Genomic DNA, 13,667 nt, shown 5'->3' with positions numbered 1-13,667 from the left:
CATGCCCTCTTCCGACAGCCGGTCCGACGGCACGTACGACGTCAAGTACGACGTCAAGCGCGCGCTCAGGCAGTTCTACGCGCCGAAGAACACCGACTGGGAGCTGGTCGACGTACCGGCGCAGCGCTTCCTCGCCGTCGACGGCAAGGGCGACCCCAACACGAGCGCCGACTACGCCCGGGCCGTCGAAGCGCTTTACGCGGTCGCGTACACGGTGAAGTTCGCCAGCAAGCGCACCCTGGGCCGGGACTTCGTCGTCGGACCGCTCGAAGGGCTGTGGTGGGCGGATCGCCCGGAGGTGTTCGTGGCGCGGGACAAGGGCGCCTGGCAGTGGCGCATGCTGATCAGCCTGCCGGAGTGGATCACCGACGACTTCGTCGAGGAGGCGAAGCGGGCGGCGCTGGCGAAGAAGGGCGCCGCCGCCCTGCCCGCGCTGCCGCTGCTCCGCGTCGAAACGCTTCGCGAGGGCACCAGCGCGCAGCTCCTGCACGTGGGCCCGTACGACGACGAAGGGCCGGCGCTGGCCAGGCTCCACGACGAGTACCTGGCCGCGAACGGCCTCCGGATGACCGGGCACCACCACGAGGTCTACCTGAGCGACCCGCGGCGCGCCCGGCCGGAGAAGCTGAGGACCGTGCTCAGGCAGCCTGTCGAACGGGCGGAGTGACCGCGCGCTCGGGGCGCCGGGAACGCTGGTAGCGTAGAAAGGCCGAGGTCCGGCCGGTGACCGGGTCGTGCTCCAGGACGACGTAGCGGCCGAGGACGGCGAGGGCGACGACGCAGGCGCCCATCTCCAGGCCCTCCTCGACGAGGGTGCCGAGCATGAGCGTGAGGCTGTGGTCGTTCTTGTGCGCCCAGCCGTTGAACGCTTCGACGACCAGCGCGCCCCCCAGATACACCCCGAGCGCCCCCAGCAGCCCGTACCGCAGATCCCGCGGCAGCCGCCGCGCCCACACCACGGCGACCACGACGCCCGCCACGGCGAGGATCGCCCCGGGCAGCACCCAGGCGTGCGACGGGAGCGCCACCCCGGCGGTGTTCTTCCACGACTTGCCGACCTCGCCGAGGCGTTCGTGGAGGGAGACGGTCTCGTCGACGCTGAGCGTCGCGGTGGCGGCGGAGAACCCGAGCCACGACAGTCGGCTGGGACGGGCACCGCGCCCGCTGAGCAGCGCGGCGGCGAGGGCGACGCCGGCGACGGCGAGGAGGAGGGTGCTGTTCCACCAGGTGGCGATGTTGGCTTCGAGGTCGACGTTGACCATGCGGCGGACGCTGGGTATGGGCTCGAAGTGGTTGAAGCCGCGGCTGAGGAGATCCGCGGCGAGGACGAGGACGGTGATACCCCCGGCACCCCAGAGGACCCAGCGGCGGGCGGGGGGCGGGGCGGCTCCGGCGAGGGGGCCGGTGCCGGCGGTGCCGGCGACTGCTGCGGTGCCGGTGACTGTGGCGGCGACTGTGGCGGTGTCGGTGACTGCTGCTGTGTCGGCGACTCCTGCGGTGTCAGCGGCTACGCCCGTTGCGGCAACGTCGGCGGCTTCGGCAGCCGCGGCGACATCCGCGGCTTCGGCAGCCGGGCGGACAGCTTCGCGCTCCCGGCTGGGCCCGTTCCCCCCGCTACCCCCGTCGGCGTCGGCGTCAGCCTTGGTCTTGGACGCGGAATCGGCGGGTCGGCCGCCGGTGCCGTCCGCGTCCGGCTGGTGTATCTCAAGGTCGGTCATAAGCGCGGAGATTAACGGCAGGCGACGGGGGTGAACTGCCCGGGGTGCCCTTGTATGAAGCAGTTCTCACGCTCCTGCATCCATGAGGGGAACTCACCCCCGCCGAGGGAAAATCCGGCAACGAGCATGAAAGCCCCCTTCATCAGCACGTTGTCGCGTCGGGAGCGGGTGAGAGGGGCGGGGGCGCTGTGGGCGGCGAAAGTCGGGGTGGGGCTGGAGTGGGGCTGGGGCGGACCGCCTACGGGAGGCCAAGTCTGCTCGCGCGTGGGCGTCGCGTGGCGTGGGCGTGCGCGTTCGCGTTCGCGTTCGCGTTCGCGTGCACGGGAGTTGGGCTGTGGGCGCCCAGTGCGGGCGAGGGGCCCGGCTCCGGGGGCGGGATGCTGCCTGCGCCGGGGCGGGGGCCGGGTGCGTGGTGGGCCCGGAGGCGGATGCTGCCGGCGCCGGGCGGGGCGGGCTGGTGCGTGGTTGGACCGGGGGCCGGCGCTCCCGCGCGGCGTGGTGCGTGGTGGGCCCGGGGGACTGGATGCTGCGGCGCCGGGGTGGCGGCCCGGTGCGTGGTGGATCCGGGGGCGGATGCTCCGGGGTGCGGGGGCGGCGGCGCGGTAGGCGGGGCCCTCGTCGCCGGACTGCCCGGTGTCGTGGGGAGGGCGGGCGTCGGGGTGGGCGATCTCGTAGGTGAACGGCCCAACGTGGGTTGTGGAGCATTGGGCCCCCCACCTCGGAGCCCGGCCACGTCCCCGGCGGAACCGGCTCCGGCCGCAGCGGCGATCACACGCAAGAACCCGCGGCCTCCAGCACCCGGAGCCCGCCTACCCGGGGAGGCAACGCCCAACTCCCCGCCGCACGACGTGCATCCGCCCGGCGGCGGCGCGCCGGGGCCCTGTCCGTACCGCCGGAGGCGGAGAAAATGGGCCGTAACTTGCGGTAACACCCCTGGATACGGCCCGAATCGGCGCCCAAGGGCCGCCTTTCGCCCACTCGCGCGCACTTGCCGGACCCCGGGCGGACCGGCTCGCCCCAAGGTCGCTCGGAGTGAGCTTGTCGCTTAACCGTTGGGGCGGTCTTGGGCTGCCTTCTCGTGGGCGGCGAGTTCGTCCGGCGTGCCGAGGAAGGCGGGCCCGCAACCGGTTGGCAGGCGTTCCCTCACCATGGCGATGGCTTGAGCGGCTGTCTGGGCAGGCCCCACGGTCTGGGAACGTAGAGGTCCCGAGACCCGGTAACCACCGTCGGCTGCGGGCTGGATGTAGGGGATGTCCCACGTCCACCGTTGTTCGGTGCACCGGCTGAAGTGCAGCTCACCCATGCCCGTCCACGGGAACAACTGCCGGAGTCTCGGTTCGGCGTAGGCGAGGTCCAGCAGTTCCGGACGCACGCGCCCATCAGCGCGGACCGCGCGCCAACCCGCTTCGATCCTGTCGCTCCATGGAGTCGTTGCCATCGAGCCATCATCCACGCCGCGCCCTTGGCGTCACGAGGCGGGAACGGTGCCTGTTCGTCGTGGGTTGGTGCCCTTCATGTGGCGGGCAGGCCGGGCGTACGCCGAAGACTCCCCGGAAGCGTGAGAGTTCCGCGAGCGGATCGCGCTGCACGCCTTGGTCCGCCAGACTCACCGCTACGGCCTTCGCGTCGAGTCCTGTACCGCTTGGACGACCGTCGACCGGCTACTGCGCCGAACAAGGATCACCCGTCGGCTTTCTCTGTCCGCCCTCGGGGGTGAAGGTCAGCGATCCGCTGAACGAGCTGCCGCCGAATCGCACCGCGAGGAGCAGCGGTTGCTCATGCTCGGGTGGCCACGGTTCGGCCCCTGGTTCGCTGCCGTTCCACAGGTGGAAGACCACTATCGGCTGCTGCGGATCCTTCGTGAGGTAGCCGAGCGTCTTCCCGTACAGCGGATTGTTTCCTCCGAACAGCACAGAGGGAGGTCCGAACTCGGCTGTCACGTCAGGCCAGGTGCGGTCAGCCGCGGCGCCCCGGGCGATGGCCTCCCTGCGGAACCTGGCCATCGGCGCACTCCGCCTGACAGGGCGGGACAACATCGCCCAGGGCCTGCGCCATCACGGACGGGACATGACCCGGCCGCTTACGACCCTCGGACTCACGTGATCATTCCCGACCGATCGCGAGAACGACGGAGCCCTGGGTCAGGACCGCCCCGAAGGTCTTCCTCCAGGTGGCCGGCGCGACCGCGGGCGGGCACTGAAAGCGTCGTCGCCCTTTGCCGGTGAACCGGCCTGTGGCGGGGCACGTTGGTACTCGTACAGCAAGCGACTTATCAGATCTGTGGAACGAGAGGGACAAGCACGCCATGGATGACGGACAGCCTGGGGAGACCACCGAAGAGCGGCGGGCGCGGAAGCGACGCGAAACTTCACGTAGGTCTTCACAGAGGCACCGGGACAAGAAGAAGTCGGAGGAGACCCCCGAGAAGGCTAAGGTGCGACGCGCGTATGAGAAGGAGCGGAAAAAGATACAGAGGGCTAAGCGGGATGCCAAGGAGACGCGCGAGCAGCGCGACGAGCGAATCGCGACTGAAACCAAGAAGCGGTCTAGCAGTCGGCTCTACGCGCGGACCAATAAAGAACTAGACAGGGATCTCGCCCGTCTTATCAGGGACTCTGGCGCAGAGCCCTCAGCGACGGGCGCGCCTGGGACGGCTGTTGCGGGCCCGTCCGGGGCCGTGTCACCGCCTCCGCCACCGCCTGCGTGGCAGACAGCGATGTCGCGGCAGTTCAGCGAGATGTCCATCGCCGCACCCGCCGCGCCAGCGCCGCCTCACGTTGCGCAGAACCCTGTGTACATAAATCCGGCCGACCTCACACTCCGCCCGAGCACCACCTACGGCGGGAGCGTCACCGGCACCCCCGGCCAGTACCAGTACCCGTACCACCAGCCGTCTGCCTACAGCACGGCCCAGGGCGCGGCCTACGCCGGCAGCAGCAGCCCCCCGCAGGCGACCTACAGCGGCGACTTCCGCGCAGAGAGCCCGGTCGACGCCGGACATCCGGCCTACGCCCCTCCCTCGACCTCCGCGCAGCACGAGTACGACTCCTCGTCCGACGACGACATCACCCACACCGGCAACAGAGGCCGCGGGCAAGTCGCTTACAGCGACTGGTCACGTGTTGCCCGGTCAGGACCGCCCCGAAGGTCCTCCTCCAGGTGACCGGCGCGACCGCGGGCTACGCCGCGCGCGGCGGGTCGGCGGCCAGGGAACCGAGGAGCGCCCCGTCTTGCTCGGCCCACCACCACCGCGGCACGAGCAGGTGCCGCGGCGTGGAGCGTACGGCGTCGCGCCAGCGGGATTGCGGGTGCGTCACCTCGTCCGCGAGCGCCGCGGCGTGCTCGGGCCACGCCGCGGTCACTGCGGGCCGCCCGAGGGCGGGGGCGGCGGCGTGAGGGGGAACTTGGGCAGGCAGGCGGGCTGGCCCGGCTGGCAGCTCTGGTCATCCGGCGAACAGCCGCCCGCCCTCCCTGGTAGCGTTGATCAGTCGCCGTGGTAGAGGCGATGCGGCTCGATCAGTTGGATGGTGGGGTCGCTTTCGGCGCGGAGGCGCAGGTCGTCGGTGAAGCCGGCGGCGCTGTAGCAGTGCAGTCTCGTGGCGTCGGTAGCTGTGCCGCGTGCCATGAGCAGGGAGCGGATGCGCTGGAGGCGGTCCAGATGTCTCTGCCCCATGACGTCGTTCCACTTGACTTCACCGATGGCCAAAAGCCCCTCGACGCCGTTTTCGGTGTCGCCGTGGACGGCGACGTCGACTTCGTGGCTGGTCTTCGCGGCGGGGTCGTTGACGGTGCCGCTCGCCACTCTGGTGGCCACCCCGCCGTGGGTTTCGGCCGAGGCGTGCCAACGGGCCCACTCGCGGCAGACCTGCTCGAAGTGCGGGCCGACGACTTTGCTGTGGAACGTGGACTGGGCGCGGCGCCACACCGCACCGGCGCGTCCGGGGCGCTCCAGGTCACCCCAGGCAGGACGCATGACTGCGTGGTAGAAGGCGATGAGGGGTTCGGCGATGCGGTAGGCGGAGCGGTTACGGCGGAAGGCGTCAGCCTCGTGCGTGATCATGCCGACGTCCTGAAGGACGCTGAGCGGGTGGGCGAGATCGGTGGACTTACGGCCGAGGTAGTCGGCGATGCCGCCGCGAGCGGTGTTTCCGGCGGCGATGGCGGCCAGGACCGAGTGATAGAGGGCGGTGTCGTGGAGTTCTGGCTCTTCGGCGAGCAGATAGCGGGCTTCCCGGAAGAGCGGGCGGGCAGGATTGAGGACTGCGCGGACGACCCAGGCGTTGAAGTCGTCGGGGCCGGCGGGGGTGTCGCCTTGGGTGAACTCGCGGCGATAGGCGGGAGTACCGCCGACGATGGCGTGGGTGAGCAGCGCGGTGCGCGGGTCGGCGATCTCCCAGAACTCGGCGGCGAGACGGAAGTCCAGAGTGGGGACGACAAGCTCCAGGCCGGCGCGGCCGCGCAACGGGGCGTTTCCGGCGAGGAGCCCTCCCATGAAGGACAGCGCGGAACCGCACAGCAAGAGCCGCACGGGGGTATTGATGCGCTGGGCCGTCGGATCGAGGGCACGCTGGATGATCGAAGGGAGAGCCGGGGACGCCTTCGCGACGAAGGGAAACTCATCAATGACCGCCGTGACGGGGCTGCCCCCGTCCGCGATACGCATGAGCTCGGTGACAGCTTCACCCCAGTCGGCGAAACGGAAAGGCGTTGGCTGATCGCGGTAGTGAGCGAGAGCCCCGCCGAACTGACGCAGGGCGTCAGCTTCCGTGGTCTCCGTAGCTGTGAGGTTTTCTCGTGCGCCCAGCAGGACAGGAGGTGACACCGTGACGTAGCGGTGTTCTTGCTGTTCGGAAGCTCGTCGTCGCCTGCCGGTGGAAGTCCGGTCCGGGTAGCTGTCAGGAGGCCCGGTAGCAGGCTGGCGGCGTCGGAGGGAAACGTCCGGCGTCGAAGCCCAGCGTCAAAGGCCCTGCAAGGGGGAGCGACGATACGGTCCGTAGCATCACGCGAAGCCTGTGGCGTCGTTACTCAGCCACTCTTTCGGGTGGAACGAGGGAGTGCCGAGCCTCTCGAAATCGGGGTGAAGGCCATGGAAGCGGTGAAGATCCTGGACGGGCAGCCGTGAAGGACTCCCCGGCGTATGGGGCGCGGAACGTATCGAAGGTGGCGACGGGAACTGGGGAGGCCCTCCCCGGCCCGATGACCTGCGGATAGATGTCATCGGAAGCGGCGCGTCCTATAACCGGTGATCCCGGGAAGTGGGCGCGGGCCGGGTGGGCGTCGGAGGTGGCCGTAGTACCGGTTGCCATTGGGAGACAACACAACATGTACGAGCATCCTCATGAAAGCGCGAGGCTAAGGAGAATTGAGCCAAACTCGCAGTGACCCTTCCAGCGAACCAGGGCAAATCGCCCTCGTGGGGTGACTTTCGCCCATCGACGTGCACGCGGCCGATTCCGAGGCCGGTGACCGCCGTTCGTGGTCCCCGGGCGGAGGAATTGCGTCGTAACTCGCGGTAACGCCCCCGGATCCGGGCCGAATCGGACCCCCGAGCCCGAGTTTCGCCCGCCCGCCCGCACACACCGGGGTCCCGGGCCCCGGCCCGGATCCGTTGATGAGACCCCCCCGGGCGGCGGGGCACCAGCGATCGGGCGCGGCCCATCTCCGGGCTTCGGCCCCGGCCGTCCGAGGGATCGGTGACCGCACTGAGCCCGGATCCGTGGGGCCGCCCCCGTCCGCCGGAGAAGGCCGCGAGGAGTGCAGCCCGTCTCCGGTCTCCTCCCACCTCGGCCGGGGGCATCGGCGATCGGGGCGCGGCCGGCTCCCGGCAGCCGCTGTCCGTCCGCGGGGCTCCGCATCCGTAGTCCTCTTCGAGGGTGCTCGCTCCCTCCGGGCCACCCTTAGCTGCCGGTCTTTACGGGCCGGAGTCCGGTGTCAAGGGTGGGGCGAAGCCCCATCGCGTAGCGACGTTCCCGGAGCGAAGCGGAGGGAGCGCCCTTGACGGCGGACGGAGGCCCGCATCATCAGGAGTGGGGTGGCCCGGGGGGGAGCCCTTGCGACGCCCTCTTCCCTTCGCCGATCCCCCCGTACACCGGCATCCCAACGCAGCACCGCCCGCTCGACGCCGTACCCCCGTACCCGCCCCGCACGGACACGACGTACCAGCTCAGCGCTCTGCTGCCCCCGCGTTGTCAGACGAGGCGCATACCCTTGGGCGGGAGTGAGGGGATGCACGGGCGCGAGCGGACGCATCAGACCCTGCGCATACCTTGGGCGGGTGTGAGGGGCGCACAGGAGGGGTGGACTTCGATGTCCATCGGACCCTACCCACCCACGTCACCCCCGGGGTGCCTATCCCTCCCGCGACGACGCGCACGATGCCTCCTGGGCTGCCATCACCTCGTCCCCGTGCGCGAAAGCCCACGCCCCGAACGCGCCGATCGGCGTCAGCAAGCCCTCTCCCAACTCCGTCAGCCCGTACTCCACCCGCCCCGCCGCCCCAGGCCACTCAGTCCGTTCGGCCAGGCCGTTGAACTGCAGCCCGCCCAGTGTCTCCGTCAGGACCTTCGAGCTGATGCCGCCGATCCTCTCCCGCAGGTCCACCGGCCTCCGCGGGCCGTTCGCGCAGCGCCCACAGCACCACGGCGTTCCACGTGTGGGAGAGCAGGTCGAAAGCGAGGCGGGCCCGGCAGTCGGCGAGAAACGCCACAGTCGTCACGTACCAAATGGTGTGCCTGCCCCGCCTTCTCACGTCGTTCCGAACCCACCTTCCAGCACCCACGCGAAACGGAACACGCAATGAGATCGGCGTATGGGGAACCGGCAACATGGCCCACGCCCTCGCCACCCCCTGGGTACGCGCCGGGCACCACCTCACCATCGGCGGACGCGACACCCGCAAAGCCCGGCACCTCGCCGCCCGCCTCGGCGGCGCCACCACCGCCGTCGACCTCCGCGCCGCCGCCGAGGGCGGCCAGGACGTCGTCCTCGCCGCCCTGCCCTTCGGCGCGGGCCCACCCGTCGTACGGGACCTCCGCACCGCCCTCGACGGCGAGGTGCTCCTCGACTGCTCCAACCCGGTCGGCCCCGGCTTCCGCCTGCTCGCGGACGGCGGCCCCTCACCCGCCCAGCTCCTCGCCGCCGCGGCCCCCGGAGCCCACGTGGTCAAAGCGTTCAACCTCTGCCACGAAGACGTCTGGCGCATGCGTCCGCCCGTCTTCGACGGGCGCCCCTCGCCGTACCGCTCTGCGGCGACGACCCGGCAGCCCTCGCGCGTACGCGAGTTGATACGCGACGTCGGCTGCAACCCCGTCCCGGGCGGCGGCCTCGAACGCGCCGGGCTCCTCGAAGCGACCGCCGCGCTGTTCATCGCCCTCTGGGTAGGCGAAGGCGCGGACGCCCAGGCGATAGCCCCGCCCCTCGCCTATGCCACCGGTCCTGCCGACGCCGTGCCTTCCGCCACCCCGGTGAATCTCGCGGCGACCCGCCCGGACCATGATCCGCGGAAAACCCACAATCAGGCAATATGCGGTCATTCGGCCCCTTCAACGTCGGGCCTCGCGAGTTGTGGAGCTGAGATGAGGCGTATCCGTCTGGCCGTCGTAGGCGCGGCCGCGATCGTGATGATCACCACCGCCAGTGGATGTTCCGGCAGCGACGGCGGTTCCTCCGCCTCGACGCCGTCGACCGAAGCCTCGGCCAAGGCATCCGCCAAGGCGTCGAAGGCCGCGCAGGCCGCCGGCGACAAGGCCACGGTGAAGACCGCCTCGTCCGACAAGCTCGGCACCATCCTGGTCGACGAAAAGGGTCGCACCCTCTACCTCTTCGAAAAGGACAAGTCGACCACCTCGACCTGCGACGGAGCCTGCGCGAAAGCCTGGCCGCCGCTGCTGACCTCCGGGACCCCCAAGGCCGACGGCTCGGCGAAGTCCAAGCTCATCGACACGTCGAAGCGCTCCGACGGCAAGACCCAGGTCACGTACGACGGGCACCCGCTCTACCGCTTCGGGGGCGACTCCAAGGCCGGCGACACCAACGGCCAGGGCCTCAACCAGTTCGGCGCCAAGTGGTTCGTCCTCGACGCCGACGGCAAAGAGGTCGAGAAGGGCGGCACGGACGGGACGGGCTACTAGTCACCGCCTGTCGGACGGGCGATCGACATGCCGCCGAAGACCGGCCGCCACCGAGCCCCCCGCCGCCCCACCCGGGCACACCGCGTCTTCTTCGCCCTCGGCGCCCTGCTGCCGGCGGCCACGGGGGTGGCGATCTGGCTGGTCGGTCAGCACCACACCCCCGAGTACGCGACGAGCCTCTTCGGTCAGGAGGGCGAAGGCGCCGTCACCCTCAAGGCCCGTCTGGGCACAGCCCTGTTCGGCCTCGCCGTCATCCAGGTTCTGCTCGCCCTGGTGATGTACGGGCGGCGCGGCGGCCTCACCGCCGCCCCCCGCCGCGTCCGCGTCACGCACCGCGTGATCGGCTGGGGGGCCTTCGTGCTGTCGGTGCCCATCGCCTACCACTGCGTCCGCACCTACGGCGTGGAAACCAGCAGCACCCGCGTCTATCTGCACTCCGTCGCCGGCTGCGCGCTGTACGGAGCCTTCGTCGCCAAGGTCCTGGTCGTCCACAGCCGCCACCTGCCCGGCTGGCTGCTCCCGGCGGCGGGCAGCACGCTGTTCGCCGCCATCGGGGTGCTGTGGTACTCGGCGCCGCTGTGGGCCCTCAACGAGTACGCGGTTCCTGGTCTGTAGTGACGGTCTCAGCGACACGACGGACGGTTCAGCATCCACTTCACACATGCCCTGACGCTCAGGTCCATCCCTTGAGGTCATTGATGAAGTCGGTGTACGAGTCGTTCTTCCCTTCGAGAGCAGAGATCAGATCGTGCTCCAGGGCTTTGCGCGCGACCGAGGGGCCGTCGCGCTCGCGAAAGACCGGGGCGCCCAGCCGCTTCTTGAGTTCCTCCTTCGGCTCTCGGAGCCGTCCGAAGTCCCTGCCGCGCAACTGAGCGGGAACTATCCACCCAGAGTTCACATGAGGGAAGGCATTCGGGAAGAGGAGGAGCCAGCCTTCGGATTCCCACGCGGCAAGCGCAAGCGCGGTGTGGTTGCTCCCGCCGCACTCACGAGCGAGCGCGCCCGTCACGGCTGTACGGATCTCCTGGTACTTCCGGTCGGTGTAGCCGTCCAGGTCCTCGTGCACCACAAACCCCAGCAACGTCGCCTTCTGCTGGAGTGCCTTGGCCCGCGCCTTCCCGACGAGAACCCGCGCCGCTTCTGCCAGATGCTTCCCGGACTTCCTGCGTAACCGCACGGGATCGTTGATACGGACCAGCTTGGCCGCGGCACTGAGATCCGGACGATGCGCACGTACCAAGTCGGCCATGATCGCGCAGTCGTTCTGGTCCTCACCGGCGAAGACGATCACCTGGCCCTGGCGACCGGCACGTCGGCCCCCGCCCCGGCCTCTTTCGCTCACAGAGTGCCCCCGGTCAGATCGCCACCGAGCACGCCGGCGAACCACAGTTCGCCGAGCGGCTGCTCACCGGACTCCTCGACGATCTCCGCCACCTCACTCGCGGTCAACGCCGGAATGATCGACGCGCTGTCCTCGTCCCGGTCGCAGACGATGAACTCGTCCGGACGGAGCCGGTTCACAAGGGCAGGCGAGTGTGTGGCGACGATGAACTGCGTCCGCTCGGATGCCTCCCGCAGCCGCTGCACGACCAGTTCCAGCGCCTGCGGGTGCAGTCCGTGGTCGATCTCCTCGATGCACGTGAAGGCTGGTGGGTTGGGGTCATAGAGCAGGGCGAGCAGCCCGAGCAGCCGAACCGTACCGTAGGACGCATCGGCCAGCGGAGTCAGGCGGCGCAGGCCGCGTTCGCGCAGGACGACGATGAGCTGGTCGACCGAACCGCCGAACTCCTCGAATTCGATGTTCTCCAACTGGGGCAGGCACTGTCGGGCGTCCTCGACAAGGTACTCCCAGATTTCCTCCCGCCCGCTCAGATAGACGAGGAAAGCGGCCAGATTCTCGGCGTGTGATGCCAGCCTACTCATGTCTGTCTTACGCAGCGGATTGGGCTGACGGGCCGCATGCACGTCTACGTCGAAGACCCTGAAGGAGGAAAGCCGGTCGGCGAGGCGAGCCACCTCGTCGCCCCCGTCCGCGGGGCCGAGCCTGGGGAGCGTGGACAAGCCACTGCTCAGCCTGCGGATACCGATACTGCTGCGCTCTTCCTCGCTGGCACGACTGTCGATCACCTCTGCTTCTTCGCCCGAGATGGTGATACGCCGTCCGCGTCCCCGCGTCCGCTTGAACGCGAATTCTTCTTTGCGAGACAGCCTATAGGTAGCGCGGTTGCCGTCCTTGTTCGATGGCCGCGATTGGCGCCGGATCGTGAGGCTGTATTCATCAGGAGCCGTGGGCGTGGAGTGAGTCGTCCACGTCGCCTTGAGGTAGACCTTCACGAACGTGGGCGGCTTGGACCCACCCCAGAAGGCCACCTCTTCGAACCCGCCCCGCGCGTCAAGCGCGGGCTGGAGGTCCGTGCGGATGATGTCGGCGAGGAAGTCGAAGACCTTCAGCACGTTCGACTTGCCCACGCCGTTCGGCCCCACGAGCACGGTCAGAGGACCGAGGGGGATGGTTACGGCGCGCAGGCTGCGGAAGTTCTCGACGCGGAGTTCGAGGAGGCGGCTGGGCATGGGACGAACCTATCCGGTGGATCCTCGCATCGACGGCAGATCGCTCAGCCGACCGGCGTAGCAGCACGTCGTCCACGGCTGCGGTGGCCACGCAGGCTGGCTACGGTGCGGACCGGCCGCGACACCGGGGGCACACCGCGAGCCGCGTCGGCCCGCGGTGTGTGGGGTGGTGGCGGGCGTTGCCCGTCAGAGCGTACGGGCGTACGCGACGAACTCAGCCCACGCGTCGGGGGGGAAGCCGAGTATGGGGCCCTCGGGGTTCTTTGAGTCGCGTACGTGGACGGTGTGCGGGGTGGGGGCGACCTCGATGCAGTCGCCGCCCTGCGGGCTGCTGTAGCTCGACTTGAACCAGGACAGCCTCGACCCCTGGGTCTCGGTTTTGGCGGTACTCATAGCTCTCCTGCCACTTCCTCGATGAGGCGAACCGACTCCTCGGTACTGAGGGCCAGCGCGCGCAGTGAACCATAACGAAGCCAGAAATGGCCTGTCTGTTCCCGACCGGCCCGGGACATCACGCAGCCCTGCGCTTCGGCGTAGACGAACTGTTTTCCTTCGGCCGTCTCCAGCAGCACCATGTGCCCGCTCAGGCCGCTGTGCACCGCGCGTGCCGAGGGCATGATCTGGATCTCGACATTGCGCAGCTCTGCGGACTCCAGCAGTCGGCGGAGCTGCGCGCGCATCACGTCGCGGCCTCCCACGATGCGATGCAGCGTCGCCTCCTCGATGATGAAGGCGAACGTCACCAGGGGATTCTTGCGGGTGAGCAGTGCCTGCCGGGCGAGGCGTGCCGTCAGCCAGTTGTCGACCGTCTCTTCATCGACGGGCGGGTAGGTGCCGTTCAGCATGCATCTCGCGTACTCCTCCGTCTGAAGCAGTCCCGGGATCGTCAGCGGGTCGTACGAGAGCCTGACCACCGCATCCTTCTCCAGAGTCGCCAAGTCCCGGAAGAACGTCGGCAACTGCGCGAAATCCACCTCATCCTGCAACTCAGCCAGCACACCCCCCGCCTCCACCACCTCCTCCGCCCGCTCCGTGAACTCCGCCTTCGCCGGACGCCGTCCCTGCTCCACCGACGCGCAGTGGTCCAGCGAGTACCCCATCCGGTCGGCCAACTCCTCCTGCGTCAGACCCGCCTTCGTGCGGAAGAACTTCAGCAGCCTGCCGTACGCGACCCAGCTCCCCGGCCTGCCGTCGTCGTCGATGCGCTTTCCCCGGCGGCGGTTGTTCCCCATCTGCCCCACGCCCCTGT

The 13,667-nt window shown here is 69.5% G+C and carries 13 protein-coding genes and 2 pseudogenes; 5 read left to right on the top strand and 10 right to left on the bottom strand.

Annotated features, from left to right (window positions below; genetic code table 11):
* Window position 1 precedes the first annotated feature (1 nt).
* Complete coding sequence (locus OG946_RS12120) at window positions 2-667, top strand: GyrI-like domain-containing protein (RefSeq protein WP_326796131.1); 666 nt, start codon at window positions 2-4, stop codon at window positions 665-667.
* Here OG946_RS12120 and OG946_RS12115 read toward each other — a convergent pair.
* From OG946_RS12115 to OG946_RS12105, 3 genes are all read right to left on the bottom strand, one after another.
* Window positions 639-1,718, bottom strand: coding sequence for a hypothetical protein (locus OG946_RS12115; protein WP_326796130.1), 1,080 nt, complete (start codon window positions 1,716-1,718; stop codon window positions 639-641). The genes OG946_RS12120 and OG946_RS12115 overlap by 29 nt on opposite strands.
* A gap of 1,045 nt (window positions 1,719-2,763) precedes the next feature.
* A complete protein-coding gene (locus OG946_RS12110) occupies window positions 2,764-3,156 on the bottom strand; it encodes a DUF6193 family natural product biosynthesis protein (RefSeq protein WP_326796129.1) in 393 nt (130 codons plus the stop codon).
* Window positions 3,157-3,379: 223 nt separating this feature from the next.
* Complete coding sequence (locus tag OG946_RS12105) at window positions 3,380-3,721, bottom strand: hypothetical protein (RefSeq protein WP_326796128.1); 342 nt, start codon at window positions 3,719-3,721, stop codon at window positions 3,380-3,382.
* A 302-nt stretch (window positions 3,722-4,023) separates the two neighbouring features.
* On the opposite strand from OG946_RS12105, the gene OG946_RS12100 reads away from it, so the two are divergent.
* A complete protein-coding gene (locus tag OG946_RS12100) occupies window positions 4,024-4,881 on the top strand; it encodes a hypothetical protein (protein WP_326796127.1) in 858 nt (285 codons plus the stop codon).
* A gap of 16 nt (window positions 4,882-4,897) precedes the next feature.
* On the opposite strand, the gene OG946_RS12095 is transcribed toward OG946_RS12100, so the two are convergent.
* From OG946_RS12095 to OG946_RS12085, 3 genes and pseudogenes are all read right to left on the bottom strand, one after another.
* The gene (locus tag OG946_RS12095; protein WP_326796126.1) at window positions 4,898-5,080 is read right to left on the bottom strand and encodes a hypothetical protein; all 183 of its coding nucleotides are present in this window, start codon (window positions 5,078-5,080) and stop codon (window positions 4,898-4,900) included.
* Between the two features lie 122 nt (window positions 5,081-5,202).
* Entirely contained in the window at window positions 5,203-6,246 is a 1,044-nt protein-coding gene (locus OG946_RS12090; protein WP_326796125.1) for an AAA family ATPase, read from the bottom strand.
* A 1,820-nt stretch (window positions 6,247-8,066) separates the two neighbouring features.
* Window positions 8,067-8,433, bottom strand: a pseudogene (locus OG946_RS12085) (winged helix-turn-helix transcriptional regulator).
* A 109-nt stretch (window positions 8,434-8,542) separates the two neighbouring features.
* Between OG946_RS12085 and OG946_RS12080 the strand changes: the two are divergent.
* From OG946_RS12080 to OG946_RS12070, 3 genes and pseudogenes are all read left to right on the top strand, one after another.
* Window positions 8,543-9,154, top strand: a pseudogene (locus OG946_RS12080) (NADPH-dependent F420 reductase); the annotation flags it as partial.
* Between the two features lie 138 nt (window positions 9,155-9,292).
* Window positions 9,293-9,847, top strand: a complete 555-nt coding sequence (locus tag OG946_RS12075; RefSeq protein WP_326800226.1) for a COG4315 family predicted lipoprotein — start codon at window positions 9,293-9,295, stop codon at window positions 9,845-9,847.
* Window positions 9,848-9,874: 27 nt separating this feature from the next.
* The gene (locus OG946_RS12070) at window positions 9,875-10,462 is read left to right on the top strand and encodes a DUF6529 family protein (RefSeq protein ID WP_326796124.1); all 588 of its coding nucleotides are present in this window, start codon (window positions 9,875-9,877) and stop codon (window positions 10,460-10,462) included.
* A gap of 58 nt (window positions 10,463-10,520) precedes the next feature.
* Here OG946_RS12070 and OG946_RS12065 read toward each other — a convergent pair whose 3' ends face one another.
* From OG946_RS12065 to OG946_RS12050, 4 genes are all read right to left on the bottom strand, one after another.
* A complete protein-coding gene (locus tag OG946_RS12065) occupies window positions 10,521-11,138 on the bottom strand; it encodes a hypothetical protein (RefSeq protein ID WP_326796123.1) in 618 nt (205 codons plus the stop codon).
* Between the two features lie 47 nt (window positions 11,139-11,185).
* Window positions 11,186-12,418, bottom strand: a complete 1,233-nt coding sequence (locus OG946_RS12060; RefSeq protein ID WP_326796122.1) for an AAA family ATPase — start codon at window positions 12,416-12,418, stop codon at window positions 11,186-11,188.
* Between the two features lie 186 nt (window positions 12,419-12,604).
* Complete coding sequence (locus OG946_RS12055) at window positions 12,605-12,811, bottom strand: DUF397 domain-containing protein (protein ID WP_326796121.1); 207 nt, start codon at window positions 12,809-12,811, stop codon at window positions 12,605-12,607.
* On the bottom strand, window positions 12,808-13,650 hold the full coding sequence (locus tag OG946_RS12050) for a helix-turn-helix domain-containing protein (RefSeq protein WP_326796120.1): 843 nt from the start codon (window positions 13,648-13,650) through the stop codon (window positions 12,808-12,810). The genes OG946_RS12055 and OG946_RS12050 overlap by 4 nt, the downstream gene beginning before the upstream one ends.
* Window positions 13,651-13,667 lie beyond the last annotated feature (17 nt).

It is taken from the genome of Streptomyces sp. NBC_01808, assembly GCF_035917395.1.
Classification (GTDB): Bacteria; Actinomycetota; Actinomycetes; order Streptomycetales; family Streptomycetaceae; genus Streptomyces.
The sequence above is the reverse complement of the archived record's forward strand: the minus strand, read 5'-3'. Positions and strand labels throughout refer to the sequence as shown.

Excerpts from the sequence above, each read along its gene's own strand:
- OG946_RS12120 (WP_326796131.1), top strand. The coding sequence starts at position 2 with ATGCCCTCTTCCGACAGCCGGTCCGACGGCACGTACGACGTCAAGTAC.
- OG946_RS12115 (WP_326796130.1), bottom strand. The coding sequence starts at position 1,718 with ATGACCGACCTTGAGATACACCAGCCGGACGCGGACGGCACCGGCGGC.
- OG946_RS12110 (WP_326796129.1), bottom strand. The coding sequence starts at position 3,156 with ATGGCAACGACTCCATGGAGCGACAGGATCGAAGCGGGTTGGCGCGCG.
- OG946_RS12105 (WP_326796128.1), bottom strand. The coding sequence starts at position 3,721 with ATGGCCAGGTTCCGCAGGGAGGCCATCGCCCGGGGCGCCGCGGCTGAC.
- OG946_RS12100 (WP_326796127.1), top strand. The coding sequence starts at position 4,024 with ATGGATGACGGACAGCCTGGGGAGACCACCGAAGAGCGGCGGGCGCGG.
- OG946_RS12075 (WP_326800226.1), top strand. The coding sequence starts at position 9,293 with ATGAGGCGTATCCGTCTGGCCGTCGTAGGCGCGGCCGCGATCGTGATG.
- OG946_RS12070 (WP_326796124.1), top strand. The coding sequence starts at position 9,875 with ATGCCGCCGAAGACCGGCCGCCACCGAGCCCCCCGCCGCCCCACCCGG.
- OG946_RS12060 (WP_326796122.1), bottom strand. The coding sequence starts at position 12,418 with ATGCCCAGCCGCCTCCTCGAACTCCGCGTCGAGAACTTCCGCAGCCTG.
- OG946_RS12055 (WP_326796121.1), bottom strand. The coding sequence starts at position 12,811 with ATGAGTACCGCCAAAACCGAGACCCAGGGGTCGAGGCTGTCCTGGTTC.
- OG946_RS12050 (WP_326796120.1), bottom strand. The coding sequence starts at position 13,650 with ATGGGGAACAACCGCCGCCGGGGAAAGCGCATCGACGACGACGGCAGG.